This window comes from Geobacillus thermopakistaniensis, from assembly GCF_000498995.1.
Lineage (GTDB): Bacteria > Bacillota > Bacilli > Bacillales > Anoxybacillaceae > Geobacillus > Geobacillus thermoleovorans.
Map to the genome: position 1 here is coordinate 16,555 of NZ_AYSF01000002.1, position 26,949 is coordinate 43,503.

General features: G+C 55.5%; 22 protein-coding genes and 1 other annotated feature. Of the genes, 7 read left to right on the plus strand and 15 right to left on the minus strand.

The features are described from left to right. Positions 1-280: 280 nt before the first annotated feature. Entirely contained in the window at positions 281-1,984 is a 1,704-nt protein-coding gene (gene ezrA / locus T260_RS137010; RefSeq protein WP_023633312.1) for a septation ring formation regulator EzrA, read from the minus strand. Positions 1,985-2,179: 195 nt separating this feature from the next. Between ezrA and hisJ the strand changes: the two genes are divergently transcribed. Both hisJ and msrC read left to right on the plus strand, forming a co-directional pair. Then, on the plus strand, positions 2,180-3,004 hold the full coding sequence (gene hisJ / locus T260_RS137005; protein WP_011232273.1) for a histidinol-phosphatase HisJ: 825 nt from the start codon (positions 2,180-2,182) through the stop codon (positions 3,002-3,004). Between the two features lie 92 nt (positions 3,005-3,096). Continuing rightward, a complete protein-coding gene (gene msrC / locus T260_RS137000) occupies positions 3,097-3,573 on the plus strand; it encodes a free L-methionine (R)-S-oxide reductase MsrC (RefSeq protein ID WP_011232274.1) in 477 nt (158 codons plus the stop codon). 55 nt (positions 3,574-3,628) lie between these two features. Here the strand turns inward: msrC and T260_RS136995 are convergent, their stop codons facing one another. Next, on the minus strand, positions 3,629-5,488 hold the full coding sequence (locus tag T260_RS136995) for a sensor domain-containing diguanylate cyclase (protein ID WP_021322106.1): 1,860 nt from the start codon (positions 5,486-5,488) through the stop codon (positions 3,629-3,631). A 310-nt stretch (positions 5,489-5,798) separates the two neighbouring features. On the opposite strand from T260_RS136995, the gene rpsD reads away from it, so the two are divergent. Next, complete coding sequence (rpsD, locus tag T260_RS136990) at positions 5,799-6,401, plus strand: 30S ribosomal protein S4 (protein WP_011232276.1); 603 nt, start codon at positions 5,799-5,801, stop codon at positions 6,399-6,401. Between the two features lie 46 nt (positions 6,402-6,447). Here the strand turns inward: rpsD and tyrS are convergent, their stop codons facing one another. Beyond that, positions 6,448-7,707: a tyrosine--tRNA ligase gene (tyrS, locus tag T260_RS136985; protein WP_015375638.1), complete on the minus strand. Its 1,260-nt coding sequence runs from the start codon at positions 7,705-7,707 to the stop codon at positions 6,448-6,450. A 50-nt stretch (positions 7,708-7,757) separates the two neighbouring features. Then, positions 7,758-7,982, minus strand: a binding site (T-box leader). 156 nt (positions 7,983-8,138) lie between these two features. Between tyrS and T260_RS136980 the strand changes: the two genes are divergently transcribed. Next, positions 8,139-10,889 (plus strand): transglycosylase domain-containing protein, encoded by a 2,751-nt coding sequence (locus tag T260_RS136980; protein WP_023633313.1) that lies wholly within the window; start codon positions 8,139-8,141, stop codon positions 10,887-10,889. Between the two features lie 344 nt (positions 10,890-11,233). Here T260_RS136980 and acsA read toward each other — a convergent pair whose 3' ends face one another. Beyond that, positions 11,234-12,949: an acetate--CoA ligase gene (gene acsA / locus T260_RS136975; protein ID WP_011232280.1), complete on the minus strand. Its 1,716-nt coding sequence runs from the start codon at positions 12,947-12,949 to the stop codon at positions 11,234-11,236. A gap of 174 nt (positions 12,950-13,123) precedes the next feature. Between acsA and T260_RS136970 the strand changes: the two genes are divergently transcribed. The 3 genes from T260_RS136970 to T260_RS136960 all read left to right on the plus strand — a co-directional run bounded on the left by T260_RS136970 (position 13,124) and on the right by T260_RS136960 (position 15,659). Further along, positions 13,124-13,756: a GNAT family N-acetyltransferase gene (locus tag T260_RS136970; protein WP_011232281.1), complete on the plus strand. Its 633-nt coding sequence runs from the start codon at positions 13,124-13,126 to the stop codon at positions 13,754-13,756. A 92-nt stretch (positions 13,757-13,848) separates the two neighbouring features. After that, a complete protein-coding gene (locus T260_RS136965) occupies positions 13,849-14,493 on the plus strand; it encodes an acetoin utilization AcuB family protein (protein ID WP_011232282.1) in 645 nt (214 codons plus the stop codon). Then, positions 14,490-15,659 carry an acetoin utilization protein AcuC gene (locus T260_RS136960; protein WP_011232283.1) on the plus strand — a complete coding sequence of 390 codons (1,170 nt, stop codon included), beginning with the start codon at positions 14,490-14,492 and terminating at the stop codon, positions 15,657-15,659. The genes T260_RS136965 and T260_RS136960 overlap by 4 nt, the downstream gene beginning before the upstream one ends. A 163-nt stretch (positions 15,660-15,822) precedes the next feature. On the opposite strand, the gene ccpA is transcribed toward T260_RS136960, so the two are convergent. The 11 genes from ccpA to T260_RS136905 form a co-directional block, all read right to left on the minus strand. After that, on the minus strand, positions 15,823-16,815 hold the full coding sequence (ccpA, locus tag T260_RS136955) for a catabolite control protein A (protein WP_023633315.1): 993 nt from the start codon (positions 16,813-16,815) through the stop codon (positions 15,823-15,825). Between the two features lie 202 nt (positions 16,816-17,017). Next, on the minus strand, positions 17,018-18,100 hold the full coding sequence (locus T260_RS136950) for a bifunctional 3-deoxy-7-phosphoheptulonate synthase/chorismate mutase (protein ID WP_011232285.1): 1,083 nt from the start codon (positions 18,098-18,100) through the stop codon (positions 17,018-17,020). Between the two features lie 211 nt (positions 18,101-18,311). Beyond that, on the minus strand, positions 18,312-18,641 hold the full coding sequence (gene ytxJ / locus T260_RS136945; RefSeq protein WP_011232286.1) for a bacillithiol system redox-active protein YtxJ: 330 nt from the start codon (positions 18,639-18,641) through the stop codon (positions 18,312-18,314). Positions 18,642-18,646: 5 nt separating this feature from the next. Then, positions 18,647-19,042 (minus strand): hypothetical protein, encoded by a 396-nt coding sequence (locus T260_RS136940; RefSeq protein WP_011232287.1) that lies wholly within the window; start codon positions 19,040-19,042, stop codon positions 18,647-18,649. 15 nt (positions 19,043-19,057) lie between these two features. Beyond that, positions 19,058-19,471, minus strand: a complete 414-nt coding sequence (locus T260_RS136935) for a DUF948 domain-containing protein (RefSeq protein WP_011232288.1) — start codon at positions 19,469-19,471, stop codon at positions 19,058-19,060. Positions 19,472-19,617: 146 nt separating this feature from the next. Beyond that, on the minus strand, positions 19,618-20,922 hold the full coding sequence (gene murC, locus T260_RS136930) for a UDP-N-acetylmuramate--L-alanine ligase (RefSeq protein WP_011232289.1): 1,305 nt from the start codon (positions 20,920-20,922) through the stop codon (positions 19,618-19,620). A gap of 153 nt (positions 20,923-21,075) precedes the next feature. Then, a complete protein-coding gene (locus T260_RS136925) occupies positions 21,076-23,430 on the minus strand; it encodes a DNA translocase FtsK (RefSeq protein ID WP_014196572.1) in 2,355 nt (784 codons plus the stop codon). Positions 23,431-23,536: 106 nt separating this feature from the next. After that, positions 23,537-24,142, minus strand: a complete 606-nt coding sequence (ytpR, locus tag T260_RS136920; protein ID WP_013144448.1) for a YtpR family tRNA-binding protein — start codon at positions 24,140-24,142, stop codon at positions 23,537-23,539. Positions 24,143-24,162: 20 nt separating this feature from the next. Then, on the minus strand, positions 24,163-24,960 hold the full coding sequence (locus tag T260_RS136915) for a DUF1444 domain-containing protein (protein WP_011232292.1): 798 nt from the start codon (positions 24,958-24,960) through the stop codon (positions 24,163-24,165). Between the two features lie 221 nt (positions 24,961-25,181). Further along, the gene (locus tag T260_RS136910) at positions 25,182-25,712 is read right to left on the minus strand and encodes a DUF84 family protein (protein ID WP_023633316.1); all 531 of its coding nucleotides are present in this window, start codon (positions 25,710-25,712) and stop codon (positions 25,182-25,184) included. A 45-nt stretch (positions 25,713-25,757) separates the two neighbouring features. Next, a complete protein-coding gene (locus T260_RS136905) occupies positions 25,758-26,834 on the minus strand; it encodes a M42 family metallopeptidase (protein ID WP_011232294.1) in 1,077 nt (358 codons plus the stop codon). Positions 26,835-26,949: the final 115 nt, after the last annotated feature.

Here is a 26,949-nt window from a genome sequence, read left to right on the forward strand (position 1 = left end):
ACATTATTCACCAAAAACCCATTGAACAATCTCCCACCTGCGCTTAGAGGTGGGAGATTCTTGGGAACACCCGCCCCACGGCAGGCTGTCAGCCAAGCCATCCCCGTGCGTCCCACGGTTTGGCTGCCTTACGAAGACAGCAAACGAAGCCCCTCATTCAAGATATTCCGGGCGGCGTTCTTGTTCGAGGGAAGAGGCAGAAAAGCTTGTGTTCAGCCATATGATTCTGTGTTTTTTAGGTAAAATAATGGATAATCAATACTCGTGATCGGGTGGTTTATCACTGTTCGCGGCTGTTATCCTCCTGCCATAATTTCTGCACACGGTCAAACGCGCCCGGCTCGACTTCTTCAACGGCCGCCACCGCCTGCCGGAGCGCCTCCTCATAATCATAATGGCGAAATAAAAATTCGGCTTCTTCCAGCCCTTTGCGGACCGCTGGATAGCGGCGGCGGTAGCGGTTGCCGTATTGAATCGTCTGCTCCGCCAGCGTCGCCTGTTCGATCATTTCCACCGTCCGCTCATACAACCGTTCCACAGCCGCTTTCGCCTCCTCCAACGCTTGGTCGACCGCCGGCATGTCAAGCGGCTTTTCTTCAAGACGCGCGGCAACGGCTTGCAAGCTGCGTCTCGCTTCCGCCAATTCAAGCGCATACGGTTCAGGCAGCCCCGGCAGCCGGCTTTTTTGCACAAGGCGGAGCGCCTCGGCCAATGTTTTTCTCATGCCGTCAAGCTTTTCGCGGGCGATCAATTCGTCTTTGCGCAGCGTCTGCAGCATCGTTCGAAACTGTTCATGCTCTTCCTTCATGAGGTCGATCTGAGACACAAGCTGCTCAAGCTCCTCTTTCAGGAGCGAATACGCTGTTTTCGCCTCGGCAACGCGGTCTTGAATGAGAAAAAACCGCTTTTGCAACTGGTGCAGCTGCTTTTCGATGCTCCGGTACTTTTCGAGGTCGCTTGGCGCCAAATGGTAGCTTTGCTGGACGAACAGCGCCTCGGCCTCGGTTTCCTTCGCCTCGGCGGCGAGCTCCTGAAGCATGCCGCTGAGGCGCGGCATTTCCGTTTGCACATATTGATGCGCGAGCACTTCGTTTTCGAGCAAATCGTAGAGCGCGTCGATCTCTTCTTTCAGCTCAGCGACAATCTGCTTCGCTTCTTCGATGCGCAGCTCATGGATCATGGCCAGACATTGCTCGATTTTTTCCCGTTTTTCCTGAAGCGTGCGCTCCATGTGCAAATGGTCAAGGATGTATCCGCGCTCTTCCATCTCTCGATAGCCATCAGCCAACTCAGCGAGCTGAGCTGGCAACGACGTTTGGCATTCGCCAAGAAGTTTGGGAATTTCTTCCATCATAGCTGTGAGCCGGCCGAGCTCTTCCTTCAGTGTCAGAACCACATCGCGCGCCGCCAAATAGTTGCCGGCTTCCGTCAATTCGGCAAACCGCTGAAACTGCTTTTCCGCTTCCGTTAAACGGACGTCAAGCAAGTCGGCAGCCGAACCGAACGTATAACGGTAAGCAAGCAGCGCCTTTTTCGCTTCCCGGTGAGCCGCACGCAGCTCCTCGATCTCCGCCCGGCTTTGTTCCTCGCTGCCGATCAACTCATTCACTTCATGAATGATTTCATGCACTTCTTCCTCAAGACGACGCAATCCGTCGGCGATCTGCCCAAGCAGCCGGCGCGCCTGCCGGTAGCGGTATTTGTCGAGCAGCCGCTCCGCGTCAAACAGCTGTTCTTCCACATTCGGCAGCTTCACTGCCACAATGTCGTCCCATTGCTGGCGCCATCGTTCAAACAGCTGCTCCGTCTCCCCTGTCATATTCAGCTGTTTCACTTTCGCCAGCTCATCCGGCACCGGCCGGTTCATCAAGTTGATTTTCCATTCCTCGAGCCGATCGATTTCCCGGTACATCCGCTTCCGGTACACATGATTATATATGATTGCCCCCGCTCCGAGGAGCAGAACGATCCATGCCATTCCCATCCGCTGATGCCCTCCTTGCATTCAAGCTACTTCTATCAAACAAACGAAAATAGCGGAGAAGGCAAAAATATATGTTTTTCAATGTTTTTATGATACCATGTTAACGACATTTTTTGACCAAAATTTTTATTTTTTTTACAAGAATCTTCACTATTTTTGCTATGATACATAAGGAAGAAAGGAGGAAAATCGATCATGCGCGACGGGCATATTCATACGCCGTTTTGTCCGCACGGAAGCCAAGATCCGCTTGAGGCCTATGTAGAGCGCGCGATCGAACTGGGCTATACCGACATTTCCTTTACGGAGCATGCCCCGCTTCCTGAGCGGTTTATCGATCCAACGCCCAACCAGGACTGTTCGATGAAGCTTAGCCAGCTTGAGCGCTATTTGCACGCCGTCGCTGAGGTGAAAGCCCGCTACCGAAACGACATTGCCATCCGTGTCGGGCTCGAAGTCGATTTTATTCCTGGCTTTGAGGAAGAAACAACCCGCCTGCTCGACGAGGTCGGCCCGCTGCTTGACGACAGCATTTTATCGGTTCACTTTTTGGCCCACGAAGGGCAATATGTATGCCTTGATTACAGCGAAGATATGTTCGCCGACATCGTCCGCTTGTTCGGATCGGTCGAACGCGTCCACCGCGCCTACTACGAAACGGTGCTGCAATCGATCCGCACGGAGCTTGGCCGCTACAAACCGAGACGCATCGGCCATATGACGCTTGTGCGCAAGTTCCAACGCCGTTTCCCATGCTTGGAACCAATGGATGAGTGGATTGTTGCCATTCTCGATGACATCAAGCAGTTCGGCTATGAATTGGACTACAACGGCGCCGGCGCCGCCAAACCGCTCTGCCTTGAGCCGTATCCGCCGGGCGGCGTGATCGCCGAGGCGCGGCGGCGGGGCATCCCAATCGTCTACGGATCCGACGCCCATCGCGCCGCCGACTTGCACCAAGGACGGGAGAGGATGGACCGCGAGGCGCTTTCGGTTGACAACCGCCCGCAGCCGTCATAAAATAGGCGAATCAGCCATTTCCCTGCTTGCATCCTGCTGGATGTTGAGGCCAGAGTCCTGCTCCAACCATGATGAAAAAGGAGGCTAGTTCTATGTTTCGTCCCATGGCTTACAACGGAACACGCGAAGAAAATTACGCGCTCGTCATCGAACAGCTGAAATCGCTCATTTCCGGGGAACCCAACTTCATCGCCAACTTGGCGAACGCAGCCGCCTTGCTCAACCAGTTTTTCACCGACATCAATTGGGTCGGTTTTTATCTCGCAGACGGCGAGGAGCTTGTGCTTGGCCCGTTCCAAGGCTTGCCGGCATGCGTGCGCATTCCGTTCGGCAAAGGGGTGTGCGGCACGGCGGCCGCCAAACGGCGGACGGTGGTCGTTCCAGACGTTCACCAATTCCCGGGCCATATCGCCTGCGATGCGGCGTCTCAATCGGAAATCGTCGTGCCGCTCATCAAAGACGACCGCGTCATCGGCGTTCTTGACATCGACAGCCCGGTGAAAAACCGCTTCGATGACATCGACCGCCGCTACTTGGAGCAGTTTGCCAGCGTGCTCATTTCCGCCTGACGAAAAAAGCGCACCAAGCGCGAAGAAGGAATCCGCTTGCTCGGATTCCTTTTTTTTACACCTTATACAAATGACAGTCATCGTGCACAAAAATGCAGTTTTTTCCCGTCTCTTTTGCCATATAAAGCGCGGCGTCGGCTCGTTTGAACAGCTGTTTTGCATCCTCGCAGCCTTGGCGCTCCCACCATGACACGCCGCACGAAACGGTCACCGTCGGAATCGTTTGTTCTCTGACTTTTTCTGTGATGCGGCGGGCAATCGAAATGGCGTCAGACAGCGGCACTTTCGGCAAATACACCGCCAGCTCTTCCCCGCCCCAACGCGCCGCCACATCGCCATCGCGAATGTTGGCGCGCACCGTCTCAGCCACTTGGACGAGCACCCCATCGCCCGTTTGATGGCCGTACACATCGTTGATTTGCTTAAAGTTGTCAATGTCAAACAAAATGAGCGCCCCGGATGCATCGGATCCCATGGATGTTTGGATCACCTCGTCCAAGTAACGGCGCGTATGCAGCTTTGTCAAATAATCGGTGACTACCATCTTCTCGAGCTCTTCGCGCAGCATCGCGTTCATAAACGCCAGCGTTGAATGTTGAACGAGGGATTCCAAGAGCTTAAACATCTCAAACGTAAATCGGTATGGCTCGCTGGCGAGCGCAATGCACAGTCCCTTCGTTTCCTTGTTTTGCTGCATCGGCGCCGCCATGATGGAACGAAACGAACCGAAAGCGGACACGCATACATCACCGGCAAATAAAATGTCATTTCCGCTTTGGCGCCGCTTTTCCACCCATTCGATATAGGGCTCGGACCGATGGTCGAAAAAAAACGGCGTGCTGCCTGGCAAAAGCTCCCGCTTGCCGTCGGCAAACAAGAAAAAACCGACTTCATCCGCGCCGAACGATTGTTGGATTTGCGATACCATGTACTCAATGGCTTCATGAAGCCGCGGCCGGGCGTTCAATTGGCGCATTGTGTCGTTGATCAGCTGCAAATCGGCGACAAGCCGGCGCGACTGTTCATACAACTTGGCGTTCTCAAGCGCGCTTCCAGCCGTGCTCGCCAGCAGCGAAATAAAATGAATCTCTCGTTTTGGAAATGGCGCAGCGTATGGGGCGATAATTTCAATCACCCCATACACCGCCTGCACCCCTTTAATCGGGGCGTACAGCACCGAGCGCGGCGGCGCCTCCATCTCCTCGCATTGCACTTGTCCAGTCAAAAACGCCCGCAACGCCGCCGTCTGTTTTTCCCTTTCATCCAATACAAGCGTTTTAATCGGCAAATTTCCGCGCAGATGGTTGTCATGCGACAACAGAAGGTGGTAGGTGAATGATGGATAGACGTTTTGCAGCGTGCGGATAATTTCTTCAAGCACAACATCGATATGCATCGAGGAATGAATTTTTGCGGCAAAGTGATGCAGCTGTCCATACCGTTTCTCTTCGCCCTCTCCTTGCAGCACCGCGCTAAGTTTCCGAAACAATCGCGCCAAATCCGTCCGGATCTCCCACAACAACCGCTCGTCAAAACCGCCATCTTTTCGATACATCAGCTCGACCATCGCCGGCGTCTCATCGGAAAGCATGAAAAAGAGCCGGGCCGCCATATGCGGCCCACCGGCATCGACAACAGCGACTTTCCGCTCTCCATCAGCCGCGATCGGCCCAGCGTCCGGCGTCCCAACCGCGGCCGCTTCCGGATAAAAGGCAGCCCGCACCGGGTCGTACAAATAAAAAACGGCTTGCTCGAGCGCCAGCTCTTCTTTTAGCAGCGCGAGCAACTCGCCCGCCGCCGCCGAAAACGGCCCATCGTCCTGAAACGCTAAAAACCAGTGGAAAAATTTTTGTTTAAATGATTCATACCGCTTCATTTCTTCCTTGTTCATCGCCTTTTCCACCCAAACCGGCATCATCATTCCAAATGAGAGAATGGGATGACAAATTTTTTCTAAAAATTGCATCTTTTATTATATCATACAAATAGAGAAGAAGGGAAACAAAATGTTGACTTTATCCTCTAAAAATCATATAATAGCCTTTGTGTAAAATATAGCAGCCTTTGTGCCCACCTTTATGGTTCATTTTGTTCCTCGACCCGCCGAGGTGCATCGTGTAACTCTTAGCTGCGAGAGCGAGGATGCATGAAAACAAAATGGCCATAATTGTTGGCGCACATCTGCTTTTATTTTACGGGAATAAAAGCGTAAGGAGGAGCAACGAATGGCTCGTTATACTGGCCCAATGTGGAAAATTTCCCGCCGCCTTGGCATCTCGTTGAGCGGCACGGGGAAAGAATTGCAAAAACGTCCGTATCCGCCTGGCCAACATGGTCCGGGGCAACGGCGGAAATTGTCGGAATATGGCTTGCAGCTGCAAGAAAAACAAAAGCTGCGCCATATGTACGGCGTGAACGAACGCCAATTCCGCAAAACGTTTGAAGAAGCAGGCAAAATGCCGGGCAAACACGGCGAAAACTTCATGATTTTGTTAGAATCGCGCCTAGACAACCTCGTCTATCGCTTAGGGTTGGCCCGCACGCGCCGTCAAGCCCGCCAGCTCGTGACGCACGGCCACATTTTGGTCGACGGCAGCCGTGTCAACATCCCGTCGTACCGCGTCAAACCGGGACAAACGATCGCCGTTCGCGAAAAATCGCGCAACTTGCAAGTGATTAAAGAAGCGCTCGAAGCGAACAACTACATTCCGGATTACTTGACGTTCAATCCGGAAAAAATGGAAGGGACGTACACCCGCTTGCCGGAGCGTTCCGAACTGCCGGCGGAAATCAACGAAGCGCTCATCGTCGAGTTCTACTCGCGTTAAGGCGCAAAAAAGATCCGAAATGCCGATGCATTTCGGATCTTTTTTCTTAGGCGTAGCGAATCAAATAATACTTTTTCTTCCCGCGGCGGATGACCGTAAACCGCCCCTCAAGGCGGTGTTCAGCCGTTAATATGGCTCCGACGTCTTGAAGGCGCTCGCCGTTGACGTAAATGGCGCCGTTTTGGATGTCTTCGCGCGCTTGCCGCTTCGATGGCGAAATGCCGGCAGAAACGAGCAGCTCGACAAGCGGAACGTCGCCTCCTTCATGAACGAATGACGGCACATCTTTGAACCCTTGCTCAATTTCCGCCGCTGTCAAATTGGCAATGTCGCCGCTAAAGAGCGCTTCAGAAATGCGAATCGCTTGCCTGAGCGCCTCTTCGCCGTGCACGAGCTTTGTCACTTCCTCAGCAAGCGCCTTTTGGGCCGCCCGCTTCTCTGGGGCTTCACGAAGCTCTTGTTCAAGCGCTTCGATTTCCTCTTTTGACAGGAACGTAAAGTACTTCAAGTAGCGGATCACATCGCGGTCGTCGGTGTTGATCCAAAACTGGTAAAACTCGTACGGCGATGTTTTCTCTTTATCGAGCCAAATCGTGCCGCTTTCCGTTTTCCCGAATTTCGTGCCGTCCGCTTTCGTCACAAGCGGGATCGTCAAGCCAAACGCCCGCGCCTCGCCTTTCGTTTTGCGAATAAGCTCAAGCCCTGCCGTGATGTTGCCCCATTGGTCGCTCCCGCCGATTTGCAGGCGGCAGCCTTCCGTCTCGTACAGGCGGAGAAAATCGTATGCCTGCAGCATCATATAGCTGAACTCGGTAAATGAAATGCCCGTCTCGATGCGCGATTGCACCGACTCTTTCGCCATCATGTAGTTGACGCTGAAATGCTTGCCCACATCGCGCAAAAACGTAATGACATCCAGCGGCCCGATCCAGTCGTAGTTGTTTTTGATTTTCGCCGGATTGCCGTCCGCTTCAAAATCTAAAAAACGGCCGAGCTGTTCTTTAATACGCGCGCTCCATGCCTCGACGGTTTCTTTCGCATTGAGCGTGCGCTCGCTTTTTTTCCCGCTCGGGTCACCGATCAACCCCGTCGCTCCGCCGACTAGGGCGATCGGCCGGTGCCCCGCCTGCTGGAAGCGGCGCAGCGTCAAAATGGCGGCCAAGTTGCCGATATGCAAACTGTCCGCCGTCGGGTCAAACCCGCAGTAGAGCGTCACCCGCTCCTCATTCAACAGCTTGCGCAACCCGTCTTCATCCGTCGTTTGGTTGACGAGCCCGCGCCATTGCAATTCCGCAAGCAAATCCATGTCCTTCACCTCTCTATAAATGTCATGCAAAAGAAAACACCCGCCCGTGATGAAGGGGCGAGTGTTCGTCGCGGTACCACCCTACTTAGAAAGCATGGTGCTTTCTCACTCATTTGGATAACGGCGCCGGCCGGCGGATGGCTACTAGGTGCCAAAAACGTTCGCCATCGCTGCTCAGGGAGGTAATTCACGCCTGCCTGTGGACTGGCTCGCACCGTCCGCCAGCTCTCTGCACCAGGGAGACAGCCGCTACTTGTTCCCATCATCGCTTTCTCATATGAAATATATACATTCTTATTACCATAGCGATGCGCTCGCTGTCAACCCTAACGCTTTTCGCACAAACGGCGAAAAATCGGCAAAATTCCACAATGCCTCCCCTTCCTATGGTATACTGATATATAATGACTTGCCGCATAGGGGGGGCTGGCATGAAGCGAAACCAACTTTCCATTTCTCTTGAAAAAGCGTGGCATTATTTTTCCCTTACATACGATGTGGTTTGGAACGTCATCTTAATTTTGCTCATCGCCGCACTCTGCCTTGTCTGCTTTGCCATCGGCGCCGGTGCCGGCTATTTTGCCTTTTTGGTCAAAGATATGCCCGTTCCCTCGCCCGACGAGATGAAAAAGGAGATTTACCATTACGGCGAAACGAGCCACATGTACTTTGACGGCGGCGTATATTTAGGGCGGTTCCGGTCCGACCTTGACCGCGAGGCGGTGCCTCTTTCCGAGGTGTCGCCATACGTCGTGCAGGCGATCATCGCGACCGAAGACGAACATTTTTATGAACACGACGGCGTCGTTCCGAAGGCCGTCATCCGCGCCGTGTTTCAAGAGCTGACCAACTCGCCGGTCAAAAGCGGCGGGAGCACGCTTACGCAGCAGCTCGTCAAAAACCAGATGTTGACGAACGAGGTGTCGTTTGAGCGGAAGGCGAAAGAAATGCTGCTTTCACTTCGTCTGGAGAAATTTTTTTCCAAAGAAGACATTTTAGAGGCGTATTTAAACGTCGTTCCGTTCGGCCGCAATTCTTCAGGGCGCAACATCGCCGGCATCCAAGCCGCGGCCCAAGGCGTCTTTGGCGTCAACGCCAAAGAGTTGAATCTCGCTCAAGCGGCGTTTTTGGCCGGACTGCCGCAAAACCCGTTCGTCTACACCCCGTTTGCCGCTGACGGCAGCGTCAAATCGGATCTCTCGGCGGGATTGAAACGGATGAAAACGGTGCTGTACCGGATGAAACGGGCCGGCTACATCTCGGAAAAACAGTATAAGGAAGCGCTTTCCTATGATGTGGCGAAGCATTTGGCCGCCCCGAAGCCGTCGCCGTTTGAACAATATCCGTTTTTGACGATGGAGATTGAGCGGCGGGCGAAAGAGGTGCTCGCCGAGACGTTCGCCAAGCGCGACGGCTATAAGCCGGAAGAGGTGAAGCGCGACCCCGCTCGTTTCCGCCGCTATCTCGGCGAGGCGGAAAAAGCGTTGCGCCAAGGCGGATATCGGATTTATACGACGATCGACAAAAAGATTTATGAACAAATGCAGCGCATCGCCGCCCGCTACCCGTATTACGGAAGCGACAATGTGTATTACACCAAAGACAAGAAAACAGGAAAAATGATCCCCCATCGCCAACCGGTCGAAGTCGGGGCGATGCTCATCGAAAACAAAACGGGAAAAATCATCAGCTTCGTCGGCGGCCGCGATTATGGGCGTGAGCAGTTGAACCACGCCACCCAAGCGCACCGGTCCAACGGGTCAACGATGAAACCGCTCTTAGTATACGCGCCGGCGATGGAGATGGGCGTCATCCAGCCGGCGACGATCATTCCCGACTTGCCGCTTTCGATCGGTTCGTATACACCGAAAAACGCAGACGGAAAAACGCACGGGCTCGTCACGGCGCGCTATGCCTTGCAGCAATCGTTCAACATTCCGGCCGTTCGGACGTATATGAGAATTCGATCCCGCCATCCGATTGACTATTTGCATAAAATGGGGGTCACGAGCGTCGCCAAACAAGAAGAGGCCAATCCAGCTTTGGCGATCGGCGGGACGCACATTGGCGTCACGGTCGAGGAAAACGTCAACGCCTATGCGACGTTCGCCAATTACGGATCGTTCGTGGACGCTTACATGATTGAGAAGATTGTGGACAAAAACGGAAAGATCGTTTACAAACATCAAAGCAAACCCGTCCCGGTGTTTTCGCCGCAAACGTCGTACTTGATGATTGATATGATGCGCGACGTGCTTCACGGCGGAACGGCCTCGTCGGTGCCGCGCTACTTGACCTTTTCCGCCGATTGGGCGGGAAAAACCGGCACATCGCAAGACAAGCGCGATTCGTGGTTTATCGCCGTCAATCCGAACGTCACGTTCGGCGTTTGGATCGGCTATGACCGGCCGGCGCCGCTTGAGTCCCGCTACAAAGGGCTTTCCTACAGCCAGCGCACCCAGCTGTTATGGGCGCGGTTGATCAATGCTGCCTATCAAGAAAACCCGAAGCTCATCGCTCCGCCGAAGCGGTTTCTCATGCCAGGCGGCATCGTCCGCCGCGCTTACTGCGCCGCGAGCGGCTTCAGCCCGTCGGCCGCGTGCGAAAAAGCCGGGCTCGTCCGTTACGATCTGTACAATACGAAGTTTGCACCGCGGGAAGGAAGCGGCGAGGAAGTGATGGAAAGCCGGGTCGTCGTCATCGGCGGACGCCGCTATGTGGCGCTTGAGACGACGCCGGAAGAGTTTGTCACTCGCGAAGTGATCGTGAATCCGAAGCTTCTCGCCGATTGGGGGATCAACGGCGAAGGGCAGGCGGGCGATGCATCGCTCGTCTCCACATTAAAGGAAAACGGCCGTCCACCGGCTCCACCCGCCGCTCGGCTTGCAGGGGGCAAGCTCGTCTGGAATCGCCATAACGAGCCGGATGTCATCGGCTACCGCGTCTATCTAGTGAACGAAACGGGGGAACGACGCCTCGCCGCCGCTGTTAAAGCGGACGAGGCAGCCTCGTTTTCGCCGCTGCAGCCGGGCGCCGCGTACTGCGTCACTGCTGTGGACATCGCCGGACAGGAATCGGCGCCGTCGAACCTCGTTTCGCTGCCGTCCGCCTCGCCGCCCAATTCCGGTCATCAAAAGAGCGGCGAGCCGTCTTCTCCCCCGCCGTCGGGTGACGTGGAGTGACAAGGAGCTGACCCAAAAGATTGTCTTTCTTTGATTGGCTTTCTTTAGAAGATGCCATTCGTTTTGAATAAAGAGTTGGCGCGTATATATGGTGATCGAAAAGAGGGTGTCCCGATCCTTGTTGGGACACCCTTTCTTGTTTTGTGAAGATGGGGATTTTCGCCAAATGGATGGTTCTTAAGCGAAGAGGAAACGGGCATGTATCAAGTTTTTCAAATGGAGAAATCACGCTGTTGGCCGCGTTTTCCGTTCCATCACCGTCTTTGCAGCCGCCCCGCTTCGGCCCCAGCCTGAAAAGAACAACAGCGCCTGGAACAGCGGATGTTCCAGACGCTTTTCGCTCATCAGTCTTCCATCGTCGACAAATCGCCGGTCGGCAAGTTGAGCTCCCACGCCTTTAGGACGCGGCGCATGATTTTCCCGCTCCGCGTTTTCGGCAGTTTGTCGCGGAACTCGATCTCACGCGGCGCGGCATGAGCGGCAAGCCCTTTTTTCACAAATTGGCGGATGTCTTCTTTCAGCTCCTCGGACGGCTCGTACCCTTCGCGAAGCGCGATGAACGCTTTGATGATTTCCCCGCGCACCGGATCCGGCTTTCCGATGACGCCGGCTTCGGCAACGGCCGGATGCTCGACGAGCTTGCTTTCGACTTCAAACGGCCCAACGCGTTCGCCGGATGTGTTGATGACATCGTCAACACGGCCTTGGAACCAGAAGTAGCCGTCTTCATCCATGTAGGCCGAATCGCCGGATACGTACCAGTCGCCGATAAAGTATGATTCATATTTTTGCGGGTTGTTCCAAATCGTTTTCATCATCGACGGCCAGCCTTTTTTGATGGCCAAGTTGCCCATCCGGTACGGCGGCAAGACGTTTCCTTGGTCATCAATGATCGCCGCCTCAACGCCCGGAATCGGTTTCCCCATCGATCCCGGCTTGATTTCCATGCACGGGTAGTTGCAAATGAGATGCCCGCCTGTTTCCGTCATCCACCACGTATCATGGATGCGGCGGCCGAACACTTTCATCCCCCAGCGGATGACTTCCGGGTTGAGCGGCTCGCCGACGCTCAAAATGTGGCGGAGCGAGCTTAAATCATATTTTTTCACGACTTCATCGCCGGCGCCCATCAGCATGCGGAACGCCGTCGGCGCGCTGTACCAGACGGTGACGCCGAAATCTTGGATCGTTTGATACCAAGCATCCGGGCTGAAGCGGCCGCCGACGATGACGCTTGACGCTCCGCACAGCCACGGGCCGAAGATGCCGTACGACGTCCCAGTCACCCACCCCGGGTCAGCCGTGCACCAGTAAATGTCGTCTTCTTTTAAGTCGAGCACCCATTTCGCCGTTTGATAGTGCTGAATCATCGCGTTATGGACGTGCAAAACGCCTTTCGGCTTGCCGGTCGAACCGGATGTGTAATGCAAAATCAAGCCGTCTTGGCGGTCGACCCATTCGATGTCGAAATGCTTGCTTGCCTCATTCATCCGCTTTTTCAAATCGATGTACGGCCCTTCCTCGACAATGCCGTCGCCGACCAAAAAGACGTACTTCAACTCCGGCAAATCGCCGACCGGCACGCGCGGCAGAAGCTCCGGCGTCGTAATGATCGCCTTCGCCCCGCTGTCTTCAAGACGGTCGCGCACCGCTCCTTCCATGAACGCCTCAAACAACGGCCCGACGATGGCGCCGGTTTTAATGATCCCAAGCACCGCAAAGTACAGTTCCGGAGAACGCGGCATGAACACGAACACACGGTCGCCCTTCTGAATGTCCGCCGCCTGTTTTAAGACGTTCGCCACCTTATTGGACATCTCTTTCATTTCTTTGAACGTATATTTCTCGTTCCGCACCGCGTCGCGGTAATAGAGCGCCACTTTATTTTTACGGAACGACTCAGCATGGCGGTCGATCGCCTCATACGCCATGTTGACTCGGCCTGTTTCATGCCAAGAAAACTCTTTCTCCACTTCCGACCATTGAAACTGTTTATATGTTTCTTCGTAGTTTTTCAAATTGTAGTCCCCTTGTATGACAGGAAGCCGTTCTGTGTTCATTCTCCGATCCCCCTTATGTAAGTGATTACATTTCTATTATAGTCGATTGAAAACCATTTCTCAATTTTTAAAATATTCCTCGTCCCCACTTTTTTGAAATTTTTTTGAACCGCGCCAGCCGGCGCCGTTTTTATGTATAATGGAAGCAGAACGACCAATTCAGGTGGTGGACGAATGGAACATAAAAAAACGTATAACGCCAAAGAGCTGAAAACCCCGAAAGGAACGCTCCTCATCGAAGGGCCGGTGACGCCGGAAGCGTTGGCCAGCTATGAATTCCACCATGACCTCACTTCCTTCCGCCCGCCTGCCAAACAGCACAAAGCGTTGATCGAAATCGCCAAGCTGCCGGAAGGGCGGATCATCATCGCCCGCCGCGGCGAGGTGATTGTCGGGTATGTGACGTTTTTGTATCCTGATCCTCTCGAACGTTGGTCGGAAGGGAACATGGAAAATTTGCTCGAGCTTGGCGCCATTGAAGTCATTCCGGAGTTCCGCGGGTTTGGCGTCGGAAAAAATTTATTGATCGTCTCGATGATGGACGACGCCATGGAAGACTATATCATCATTACAACGGAGTATTATTGGCATTGGGATCTAAAAGGCACGGGGCTGAACGTATGGGAGTACCGAAAAGTGATGGAGAAAATGATGAACGCCGGCGGGCTCGTCTGGTATGCGACCGACGACCCGGAAATTTGCTCCCATCCGGCGAACTGCCTCATGGTCCGCATTGGCAAACGGGTCGACGCCGAATCGATTCAACGGTTCGACCGGCTTCGGTTTATGAACCGCTATATGTACTAGCTGAAATTCTCAGCTGTCCGGACGTTTGCGCCCGCCTTGCCGGTTGCGGGCGGCGCGCATAAAATGCCACGCACAAAGGGGAGAGGAGAACGATGCTTGTCGAACAAGTGATGAAAGCACCGGTTATCACGCTTCGCGCCACCAATACAATCGCCGAAGCGCTGCAGCTGCTAAGACATCACCGCATCCGCCATCTGCCGGTCGTCGACGAGGAAGGACGTCTTCTGGGGCTTGTGACGAGCCAAGATTTGCGCGACGCGAGCCCGTCCATTTTCCATCTTCATGAACATCTTGAAGACTTGCAAAAACCGGTCAGCACGATTATGAAAACCGACCTCATCGTCGGCCATCCGCTCGATTTCGTCGAGGAGGTGGCGGCGCTCTTTTACGAACACCGAATCGGCTGTCTGCCGATCGTCAATCACGGGAAACTCGTCGGCATCATCACGCAAACGGATTTGCTCCGCACGTTCATTGAATTGACCGGCGTTCACCAGCCGGGGTCGCAAATCGAGATCAAAGTGCCGAACGAAACCGGCATGTTAAGCAAAGCGGCGGCCATCATCAGCGAGCGCCATGTGAACATCGCCAGCGTCTTGGTGTATCCAGCTCCGGATCCGAATGAGAAAATTTTAGTTTTCCGCGTGCAGACGATGAATCCGCTTCCATTGATCCGCGATTTGCAAAACGCCGGCTATCACGTGCTATGGCCGAACTTGCCGGGGGTTACGTCATGAGCCGAAACTGCGCATTCGTCTATAGCGAGCAATTTCTTCAGTACAAATTTCATGACGACCATCCGTTCAACCAGCTGCGGGTCAAAATGACATACGACTTGCTTTGCACGCTCGGCGCGCTCGAAGACCGCCAGATCGTCGCCCCGCGCATGGCGACCGATGACGAGCTGGCGCTCATTCACGACCGCTCCTACATCGAGGCGGTGAAAGCGGCCGGGCGCGGCGAGCTGTCGGAAGCGGCGGCGCAAAACTACGGCCTTGGCACCGAGGATACGCCGATTTTCCCAAACATGCACGAAGCGAGCGCTCTTTTGGTCGGCAGCACCCTCACCGCCGTCGACGCGGTTCTTTCCGGAGCGGCCGAGCATGCGCTCAACCTTGGCGGCGGTCTGCACCACGGCTTCCGCGGCAAAGCATCCGGCTTTTGCGTCTACAACGACAGCGCGGTCGCCATTCAATACATCAGGGAGAAATACGGACTGCGCGTGTTGTACGTCGACACGGACGCCCACCACGGCGACGGGGTGCAATGGGCGTTTTACGACGATCCGAACGTTTGCACGTTTTCCATTCATGAAACGGGGCGCTATTTGTTCCCAGGGACCGGAAATGTCAACGAGCGCGGCTTAGGCGCGGGCTACGGCTATTCGTTCAACATTCCCGTTGATGCGTTCACGGAAGACGAATCATGGATCGCCGCCTATACGACCGCGCTTCGGGAAATCGCCGACTTTTTCCGCCCGGACGTCATCGTGACGCAAAACGGCGTCGACGCCCACTATTACGATCCGCTCACCCATTTGTCGGTGACGATGAAAACGTACCGCGCCATTCCGAAACTCGCGCACGAAATCGCGCATGAATATTGCGGCGGACGCTGGATCGCCGTCGGCGGCGGCGGCTATGACATCTGGCGCGTCGTGCCGCGGGCATGGGCGCTCCTTTGGCTCGAGATGACGGGACAAGCCGATGTGTCCGGCCCGCTGCCGGATGAGTGGCGCGAACGTTGGCAACCGCTTTCACCCGTCGCGCTTCCGCTCGAGTGGGACGACCCGGATGACTTGTATCCCCCGATCCCGCGCAAGGCGGAGATCAGCGAAAAAAATGCGCAAACGGTGGAAAAGGCGTTGTATTTCATTCGCAGTCAACGCCGGGCGGGGACTTGATTTTTTTTCATTTAAAGAAAACAATGGATTTCTACGTCCTGTTTTCCTAGTCAACTTCCGTTTTCACCGAAAAACGGGCCGACTGCAAGGCGATTGCAGCTGTCAAAAAAGAAATGGAGCAAAGCAAGCAAGAAGCTGGCCCCCGTGTTGAGGCCAGCTTTTTTCATTTCGTCGACTCCCGCACTTCAAGCCGGTGCGGCAAGACAACGATATGGTGGTCCACTGGCTCTTTGTTCATATACTTCGTCAAGAGCCGCATCGCCACCGCCCCGATGTCGTACATCGGCTGCACGACGGTCGTCAGCCGCGGCCGCACCATCGTCGCCAATCGCGTGTTGTCAAAACCGACGACTTCCAGTTCATCCGGCACGCGCACCCCGTGGTCTTGGGCGCTGTGGATGATGCCGAGCGCCATTTCGTCCGTGCCAGCAAACACCGCCGTCGGCCGTTCGGCAAGCTCTGTGATTTTCTCATACGCCTCCAAGCCGGAGTCGTACGAGTTGTCGCCCTCAATGACGAGCTCTTCCTCATACGGCGCGCCGTGTTCTTCAAGCGCGCGTCGGTACCCCGCCAACTTCCGCTGGTTGATCGGGTCATCGGTCGGACCGGTCACATAGACAATGCGGCGGTTTCCTTTTTCCAGCAAATACGTCACGGCTTCAAACGCCGCCTGCTCATAGTCGATGTTGACCGAGGGAATCTCGTTCGGTCCCATCGTCGCCGCAAGCACGATCGGCACCGACGACTTTTGAAATTCGGCGACGTGCTCATCGGTGATCGTCCCGCCCATAAACAACAGGCCGTCCACTTGCTTGGCGAGCATCGTGTTGAGCAAATGCAGCTCTTTTTCTTTGTTTTGGTCGGAGTTGCTCAAAATGATGTTGTACTTGTACATCGTGGCGATGTCCTCAATGCCGCGCGCCAGTTCGGCGAAGAAAATGCTCGAAATATCCGGGATGATCACTCCGACCGTCGTCGTTTTTTTGCTGGCGAGCCCCCGCGCCACGGCGTTCGGGCGGTAGCCGAGCCGTTCGATGGCCTCAAGCACTTTTTTTCTCGTCGACGGTTTGACGTTCGGGTTGCCATTGACGACGCGCGAGACGGTCGCCATCGAGACGTTCGCCTCCCGCGCCACATCATAAATCGTTACCGTCATTTTGTTTCACTCCTTTTCGCTCGATCCGATAACCGGTCAAATTCCGAATGTATGTACAACTATCATACGATACATTATCGCCAACTCGCAACGAAATCGCAACCATTTTGCCGGTTTGTTCACAAACCGTTCACGGGTAGTTTGCCCCAACACTCGCCATCTCATCAAAAAATCCCCTCGGGCAACAACCGAGGGGATCGTCTTACGCCTGAACAAACTGACGTTGGAACGCGCGCACTTCTTCCATAAACTCGTTGAATTGAGCGATGTCCATTTGCTGGGCGGAATCGGACAAGGCGACGGCCGGGTCCGGATGCACTTCGGCCATGACGCCGTCGGCGCCGATCGCCAAGGCCGCTTTGGCGCACGGGATGAGCAGATCGCGCCGCCCCGTTGAGTGGGTGACATCGACGAACACCGGCAAGTGCGTTTCTTTCTTCAAAATCGGCACAGCCGAAATGTCGAGCGTGTTGCGCGTCGCCCGCTCGTACGTGCGGATGCCGCGCTCGCACAAAATGATCTGCCCGTTTCCTTGTGACATGATGTACTCAGCGGCGTTGATGAATTCTTCAATCGTCGCCGCCAAGCCGCGCTTCAGCAAAATCGGCTTGTTCACTTGGCCGGCTGCCTTAAGCAGCTCAAAGTTTTGCATGTTGCGCGCGCCGATTTGGATGACGTCAATATAGTCCAAGGCGATTTCAATGTCCGCCGGCGTGACGATTTCACTGATGACCGCCAAATCAAACTCATCGGCGATCCGTTTCAAAATTTTCAGCCCTTCCACGCCGAGCCCTTGGAAATCGTACGGCGACGTGCGCGGTTTGTAGGCGCCGCCGCGCAGCAGCTTGATCCCTTGTTTTTTCACGGCCTCCGCCACCGCAGCGACTTGTTCATAGCTTTCCACAGCGCACGGGCCCATGACGAAATATTGATTGCCGTCGCCGATTCGCTCGCCTTTCACTTCAACAATCGTGTTTTCCGGATGCTTTTTCCGCGAGACAAGGAGCGCCTTGCGGTGGTCGTCTTCCTGCAGCTCGAGCGCTGCTTTAAAAATTTCCTTGAAAATGTGCTGCAGCGTCGATGTTTCAAACGGCCCATCGTTATGCTCGGAAATGAGATCCAACATTTTCCGTTCGCGCACCGGGTCGTAGCGGTGCGTCCCTTGCGCTTCTTTAATTTTTCCGATCTCCTGAACGAGCCGCCCCCGTTCATTGATCAGTTTCAACAGCTGCAAGTTGATCTCATCGACTCGCGCCCGCAGTTCGTCTAATCTCTCATTGCTCATGCTTTTCTCATCCTTTCGCCAAGTGTAGTGCATTGTTTTCGCCGCTTGCCGGCAAGCGGCGCCCCCGTCTTGGAGAGCGAAGTCGTTTAATTAGTGTTTATTATAATCGATGGAGCTATCGTTGTCACGAAAAAAATGCTTTTTTGATTAAACGCTTTTAAGCGATAAAGTAAAAAGTGTGCAAAAAACCGCCCGCAGTAAAGGCGGACGGTCAAGCGCCGACATGCTCCGAGAGCGCGCCATACGTAATGGCCCAATGGGACGCATGCCAGACGACGCGGCCGTTTTCAAACAGCAGCACTTGCGGCGACTCGTGTTTCACCCCGGTCGTTTCGGCGATATAGTTGGAGAGCGGCCGCGCCTCTTGGACGTACAGGCAATACACCGCCAGCTCTGGATGGTCTGCGGCGAACTTCTCGCATTCGCCAAACGCCGCTTGACTGATCGGGCAGGTGAGGCTATGCTTGACGAACAAAAAACGCTCCGTTTCCTTCATGACGCGGTCAAACTGTTCGATCGTCTCCAGCTTCTCCATTCCCATCGCCTTCACTCCGTTTCTTTTCGCGACGTGATGCTTTGCTCGGCGTCATCAAGCGCCGCCTCGGCTTCCTCAAGCAGCTTTTGCAGCGTTTCCCGGTCGGCTGGCCCGGCGGATGGCGGAATCGGAATCGTCGCCTCCTTGGCTTCCTCTCCATCGTTTTCCCCGCCGGCTGGCGCCGTCGTGGATTTCAACGGGATGAAGTTGGCGATTTCCTTCGTTTTCTCTTTCGCCGTTTCCAACCATTCGACAGCCGTTGTTTTCACCGGCTCCCACGTTTCATCGTTGCTCCACTCGGCCAGCCATTTCCGCCCTTTTTCGCTCGTCAAAAACAACGCAGCAGCCGCGCCGGCGATGCCGCCGACCAGCGCGCCAAGCAAAAATCCACCGTTATTTTTCGCCATTCGATACACCCTCCTTTAACGATTGTTTTTTCTCCATTTTTCCCGTAAATCGAGCAAAACATTTGTCCAGCGCAACGCCTTGCCCCATTTTCCTTGCCCCAGGCCCGCCCGCGCCGACAAACCGGCAGCCGCCTGCCGAAGCGCGCGGTTGAGCGAACGAATCGTGCCGCCGATCTCTCCGACCGCTTCGATTGCGCCATTTAGCGTTTCTACTTTTTTTTGCACATCGCTGGCGATGCCGTTGGCCGTATGGAGAAGTTCACGAACTTCTTTCGCCACCGTTTGCACTTGCTCATCGGCATGGTCGATCGCCGCCGTCAGCCGGCGCAGCGTTTCCTGCAAAACGATGAGCGTCCTGGCTATGTAAACAACAAGCAGCAAAAAAGCAAGCGCGATGAGCGCCACGCTTCCATACAAAAGCCATTCCACCCGATTCCCTCCTTGCCCATTCGAACGTTTCATTCCCTTTGTACCCATCTTTTCCCGCTTTCAAACTTCGACATAGAAAAGACGGCTTCCTTTTTGAAACAGGAAAAAACGGGCCATCTTCATCACAGCCCGTTCCCTGTCGGCCGTCAGGCGGAAAGAACGGCCCGTTCGTACGCTTGTTGAAACTTTTGAATGTCGCCGGCGCCCATGAACACCAACACCGCGTCTTGATGCTGCTTCAACACGGCTACGTTTTGTTCCTCAAGCAGCTGGGAACGCGGAATTTGCGCCTGCAAATCACGGATCGTCAGCTTGCCCTCATGTTCGCGCGCCGAGCCGAAAATGTCGCACAAATACACGTGGTCCGCTTGCAGCAAACTTTCGGCAAACTCGCGCAAAAACGTCTGCGTCCGCGTATACGTATGCGGCTGAAAAATCGCCACCACTTCGCGCCCCGGATATTTTTGCCTTGCCGCCTCCAATGTCGCCGTAATTTCGCGTGGATGATGCGCGTAATCATCGATCAGCACTTGGCGCCCGACCGTTTTTTCACTGAAGCGGCGCTTCACGCCTTGGAACGTTTGCAGCCGCTTGGCGATCGTGCCCGCATCCACCCCTTCGTAGTGGCAGAGGGCGATCACGGCGAGAGCATTCAATACGTTATGAGTGCCGAAGCGCGGAATGGCAAACGAAGCGAAAAATGTGTTGCGCACGAACACATCAAACGCCATCCCTTCCGTCGTCTTGACGATATTGCGCGCCTGAAAATCGTTTTCTTCGCCGAATCCATAAAACAAAATCGGCACTTTCGCCTGAATGTTCGGCAAATACGGATCATCCCCGCAGGCGACGATCGCTTTTTTCACTTGATTCGCCATTTGCTGGAAAGCGGAAAACACATCGTCGACATTGGCAAAATAATCCGGGTGATCAAAGTCAATATTTGTCATGATCGCATAATCTGGAAAGTAGGAAAGGAAGTGCCGGCGGTATTCGCACGCTTCAAACACAAAGTATTTGCTCCCTGGCTCTCCTTTTCCCGTGCCGTCTCCGATCAAATAGGACGTTGGATGGGCTCCTTGCATCACATGGGCAAGCAACCCCGTCGTCGTCGTCTTTCCATGCGAACCGGTCACCGCGATGCTCGTAAACTTGCCTGCCAGCTGGCCTAAAAAGCGATGGTAACGAATGACAGGCACACCAAGCTGACGGGCCGCCTCGATTTCCTCATGCGTATCCGGAAATGCGTTGCCGGCAATGACCGTATAACCTGGACGAATATTGTCTTTCGAAAAAGGCAGCACCGGGATTCCCCGCTCTTCAAGCGCCTTTTGCGTGAAAAACCATTTCTCTACATCCGACCCTTGCACCGTATAGCCAAGGTCATGAAGCACTTGCGCGAGCGCGCTCATCCCCGTGCCTTTAATGCCTACAAAATGGTAAGCTGTCATCGTTAAGCCCTCCAACCATCGTCTCTCTGTAAGACAGTATATGATATCCATCTCGTTTTGCCATTTCTCTCATTGCGGTGCACCATTCATTTCCCCATTATAGCACGCAAGGAGGCAAAACACTACCGCCCGCCCAAAGGAGGCCGCCCGCCCTCAGCTGTTCTGCTCGCGCCAGCGCTCCCACTCATCCTCGCTCATCAACACATCGCGCGGTTTGCTGCCGCGCGCCTCCGAAATCAACCCTCGTTCCTCCATCATCTCGATCAACCGGGCAGCGCGGTTGTAGCCGATGCGGAAATGACGCTGCAGGCTCGATGTCGACGCCCCTCCTTGGGCGATGACAAACCGGCACGCCTCCTCGAACAGTTCGTCATCCTCGCCGCCCATCGACGCCGTTTGCCGAAAATCGTCCGGATCAAACAGATAGGATGGGCCTTGCTTCTCTTTCACGTGCGCTGCCACCCGCTCGATTTCCTCATCAGAAATAAAGCAGCCTTGCAGCCGCACCGGCTTGGCCGAACCATTTTCCAAAAACAGCATATCGCCGCGCCCAAGCAGCCGCTCAGCCCCATTCACATCTAAAATGGTGCGCGAATCGACTTGGGAGGAGACGGAAAACGCAATGCGCGTCGGAATGTTCGCCTTGATCAATCCCGTGAGGACATCGACCGACGGCCGCTGCGTCGCGATCAGCAGATGGATGCCGCACGCCCGCGCTTTTTGCGCCAGCCGGCAAATCGATTCTTCGACATCGGCTGGAGCGGCCATCATGAGGTCCGCTAGCTCATCAATGACGATGACGATGTACGGCAGCGGCGGCTCGCTGCTTCCGCGTTCGCGAAGATGGGCGTTATACTTTTCAATATCGCGCACGCCGGCGTGGACAAACTGTTCATACCGCCGTTCCATTTCGCCGACCGCCCACTTGAGCGCCCCCGCCGCCGCCTTCGCCTCGGTGATCACCGGGCTGAGCAAATGCGGCAGCCCGTTGTACGGCGCCAGTTCGACCATTTTTGGATCAATGAGCAGCCATTTCACTTCGTGCGGCGCTGCTTTATACAACATGCTGATAAGCATCGCGTTCATGCATACGCTTTTTCCCGACCCGGTCGCCCCGGCGATCAGCCCATGCGGCATTTTTCGGATGTCAGTCACGACCGGCGCACCGCTAATGTCAAGCCCAAGCGCCACGGTAAGCGGCGATGGGCTTTTACGGAACGCTTCGCTTTCTAAAATTTCCCGCAGGCGCACCGGACGGCTCGTTCGGTTCGGCACTTCAATGCCAATCGTCCGTTTTCCCGGGATCGGCGCCTCGATGCGAATATCTTTCGCCGCCAGACTGAGTTTGATATCATCGATTAAACTCGTAATCTTGCTCACTTTCACTCCTAAATCCGGCTGCACTTCAAACCGCGTCACCGTCGGTCCTTGCGTCGCCCCAACGACTTTGGCGCCGATATGGAAGCTCGCAAACGTCCGGTCCAAACGCTGGCATTGGTCGCGAAGCCACTGCTCGTCGCGTTCGGCCGCTTTCTCGGGCGGTTCAAGAAGCGCCAATGGCGGCAGTACGCAGCCGTTCGATCGATTCGCCGCCTTTTCTTCGAGTTTGCGCCAATCTTGCTTTAACATGATCACATTATACGGGATGCGCGTTCGTTCGGGGCGGGAAGCCTCCTCCCGGCCCGCGGGCGCCGCCGAGTGACGGATTTCGCGATCTGGGGTCGTCTCCCGCTGTTCTGTCGAAGAAGCGCTCCCTCCGTCTCCATTCCTCATCTGTGACGGCACCCCTCGTCCTTCGCTCTCCAAGCCGCCGTCTGTTGCGTGCGGCGCGCGTTCGTTGCCTCGTTCGTCCAGCTCCTGCCCTTTCTTTTCATCCGCCTCGGCATCACGTTCTTCCTGCCCTGCCGCCGGCGCCAGCTCATGTTTTCCTTCCGTTTCCATAACAGCCGCGGGCATCGCTCCGCTCGCGTCTTCGTTCCATTCCTCTGCCCCCTTGGCCAAAGGCGCCTCTTCTTTTGGCGGTTCAGCCGCCCGGCTTTCCGTGCCCTCTCGCGCGTCTCGCCGTGTCGCTTCTCCGCGGAGGGCCTCTTCCCGAACCGCCTCATCGCTCCGATTCTCTATGTCCCCCGCACCGGTCAGCTCGGGTTCATCCGCTCGTTGCCGCTGTTTCCCCCGATTCCGATCATATCCAAAAACCGGGGATGGCACATCGGACGGGCGGAACGGCCGTTTTTCCGCTATTTCCCTTGAAACGCCAGCTGACGGGCGCCGACTCGGCAGCGGCCGGGATGCCTCGCTTTTCTCCCGCCTCGGCCTTTCCTGATTTTCACCCGGCTGGTCATCCGGAATCAACGGAAAGCGGAAGCGGCCTTGCGGATATTGGTAAATGACATTCACCGCGCCGCGTTCGGGCATGCCGGCCGACAGCCGGGAATTCGCTCGCTGCTCGTTCCCTTCCTCTTCCTCGTCGCTCGTGAGAAAACGAAGCCATCGTTTCCAAAATTTCATCCATCACGTCACTCTTTCTTTGCCTTCATTGTCGGAAAAAACGCCACTGGCGTCGTTCCAGTGGCGAAACAACAGTCGGAATCCGTCTGCACCGCCCGTCGGAACGTCAAAAAACGAACGGCTGGCCGACCTCATACTCATCGGACAGCACCAAAATGCCTTTCTCCTGCGGGGCGTTTGGCAGCCCAAGCTCGCGGGCCGAACAAATCATGCCGGATGACCGGACGCCGCGCAGCTCGCTTTCTTGAATGACGAGGCCGTTTGGCATCACGGCGCCGATTTTGGCGACGACGACTTTTTGCCCTTCGGCGACGTTCGGCGCTCCGCAGACGATTTGCAGCACCTCACCGCCGACATCGACTTGGCAGACGCTCAATTTATCGGCGTTCGGATGCTTCGTTTTCTCTTTCACATATCCGACGACAAACTTTGGCGACAAGTCAGCTTCGATCGGTTCGTCAAAACCGTTTTTCGCCAAGATGTCGTTGATGACGCCGACGAGCTCCTCATTCACTTCCAGCGGACCGTTGCCGGAAAACGGATAGTACGAAGACGCGGAAAAAATGTTATAGCCGACCGTCTCGCCCGTCCGTTCGGACATGATGCGGACGACATCGCCTTGTCTGACAAACGTCCGTTCCTCATCCGCCGCCGGTTTCAGCGACACGAGCAGCACGTCGCCGACCCCTTCTCGGTTGTAAAACACGTTCATCGCTTCATTCCTCCTTGCCGCTACGTTCTCCGTTTTTTTCCTAAAATAAAAATCGGTTCAAGTTTCCCATTTTCGTATAAAAACGACAGCGCCGTGATCGGCACGCGGCCGCCGGCAAAAAAGCTCATCGTCATTTGCGCGAGCACGTCATAACCGATGTCGTTGCGGACATCAGCGATGATGAGCACATCTTGATGCGGAACAGCGACGGCCATCGTTCCTTCCACGCGCGCCCGCATGCCGGCCAAAAACGATTCGTTTAAAATGCGGCTCGCATCATACCCGTCATTGGTGTTCACAAAATAAAACACGTTGTCGGCCACCCGATCCTCTTTCACCGGCGTCGGCAGCGACCGAACGTTGAAACGGGCGATTTCCTTCACCCGCTCGCGGCTCCATTTGTCTTTCTCCAGCATGCGCTCATCAATCAAGCGATACGTTTTGCCTAGGTCGAGCGCATAGTAAATGCGCGTTTCGGCTGTATGATCATCAAACAGCAACGGAATGCCTTCTTTCGTCTCCGTCGGAAACGACGCCGAGCGAATGACGGGATAAATGTTTCGCTCGTTGCCGGAAAGCGCCGCGTCTTCCTCCATCGTTTTCAACGTTTCCTCTACATAATAAACGACTTCGCGCACCGCCTCATCTTTTTGTTCGTGCCATTTGGCGATCACGCCGGGAAGCGAGATCGTGACGCCTTTTTTCGTGCGGCGGTCTTCGACGCGCATCGCGTCTTGCTTGGCGTCAAAGCGAAACGTCCAGTGCCGGTGGGCGACGAGGCGCTCTTTAATCTTCTCATACATTTGCCGGCTGTTCATTCGTGTTCCTCCTTGTTTTGCCGGCGGCCGTGCCTTCCGTTTCCCTCTTTCGGCCGGGACTTGGCCAAAGGCGCATCCGGCGTTGACAATGCCAGGCCATGCCCGTGCGGCGTTTTCACCGTTTGGCGCCGCCCCTCGCTTTGCCGGCCGCTCGGTCTAGATCCTCGCGCGGCCCGCTCATTCAGCCGCCCGCCATCATCGGCATGACCGTTCGTTATTTATCATACATGGAACGACCCGTTTTGACAAAGCCATTCATATTGACCGGCCAAAAGCTCGACGATGTGGGAAAACATCGCCGATCGGTCAACGCGCCCGTTCGTCAATACGCCGACCGCGCCTTCTTTCCGCCGAACGTTCCTCCGCCCGGTGTACGCTTCCATCACGTCGCCGAGCTCGCGCCCCGCCTCGATGCCGGCGCCGACGTCCGGCGGGAGGGCGAGGCGTGCGCCGCCGGCGGCCACCATCACTCCGTCTCGGTCAACGAGCGCCCCCCAGTTGCACAGCCACCATTGCCCATCGATCTTCGTCACGCCGCCTTCCAATCCGATGCCGATGTCCGCCTCCGTCGCTTCGAGCGCCCGTTTGGCGCGCCCGATGGCGCCAAGCCGCGTCTCTTCATCGGACAGCGGCTGCGCGGAAACGCCTGATGGCACCTCAAGCGATACAATGCGGTATTCCTTTTCCGAAAGCACCGCCCGAACGGCGGCGATTTTCGCTTCGTTGTTCGTTCCAACCGCAACGGTTTTCATCCAGTGCCCTCCTTGTCATGGAAAAGGAGAAGCGCTCGCTTCTCCTCAGCTGTTTTGGCGAATCGTCTCGACCGTTGTCCGGTCGCACCGTTTGACGAGCTCAACGATGAGCTGTTTGGCCGCCGCGTAATCGTCGACATGAATGATCGACGCATGCGTATGAATGTAGCGGGCGCAAATGCCGATCACCGCCGACGGCACGCCGCGGTTGGCGATATGCACCCGCCCGGCGTCGGTTCCGCCGCCTGGGGAAATGAAAAACTGGTACGGGACGCCGATCGTTTCCGCCGTATCAAGCACAAATTCGCGCATGCCGCGGTGCGTAATCATCGTCCGGTCGTACAAGCGGATGAGCGCTCCTTTGCCGATATGGCCGAACGCCTGCTTGTCGCCGGACATATCGTTGGCCGGGCTTGCTTCCAGGGCAAAAAAGATGTCCGGGTTGATCATCGAGGCCGCCGTCTGGGCCCCACGCAGCCCGACCTCTTCCTGCACGGTCGCCCCGGCGTACAAGACGTTCGGCACTGTTTCGCCGTTCAGCTCTTTTAACAGCTCGATCGCCAATCCGCAGCCAAACCGATTGTCCCACGCTTTTGCCATCACGGTTTTTCCGTTGGCAAGCAAAGTAAACGGGCTGACCGGCACGATCGGCTGGCCGGGGCGAATGCCGACTCGTTCGGCATCTTCACGGCTTTCCGCTCCGATGTCAATCAACATGTTTTTGATCTCCATCGGTTTTTTGCGCTGCTCCTCATCAAGCAAATGCGGCGGAATCGACCCGATCACGCCGATGACCGGCCCTCCGTCCGTGATAATCTGCACGCGCTGGGCGAGCAGCACTTGATCCCACCAGCCTCCTAGCGGCTGGAAACGAATCATGCCGTGATCCGTGATCGCTGTCACCATAAATCCGACTTCATCCATATGGCCGGCGACCATCACCGTCGGGCCCGCCTCATCACCGCGTTTGACGCCGAAAAGGCTCCCGAGGCGGTCTTGCACAATATCATCGGCGTATTTCGCGAGCTCTTGGCGCATAAACTGCCGCACCGGATGTTCATAACCCGGTGCGCCTGGAAGCTCGGTCAACGTTTGGAATAATTGCAGCGTGTCCTTATTCATCACGCGTCTCCCTTTCTATGTTCGATTTCACCGTTCCGTTTCTTTCCGTCCTTCTTACATGTTCCGCCAAAATCGGCTATACTAAACCGTATCAAAGCGAAAAGGAGGAAAGAAA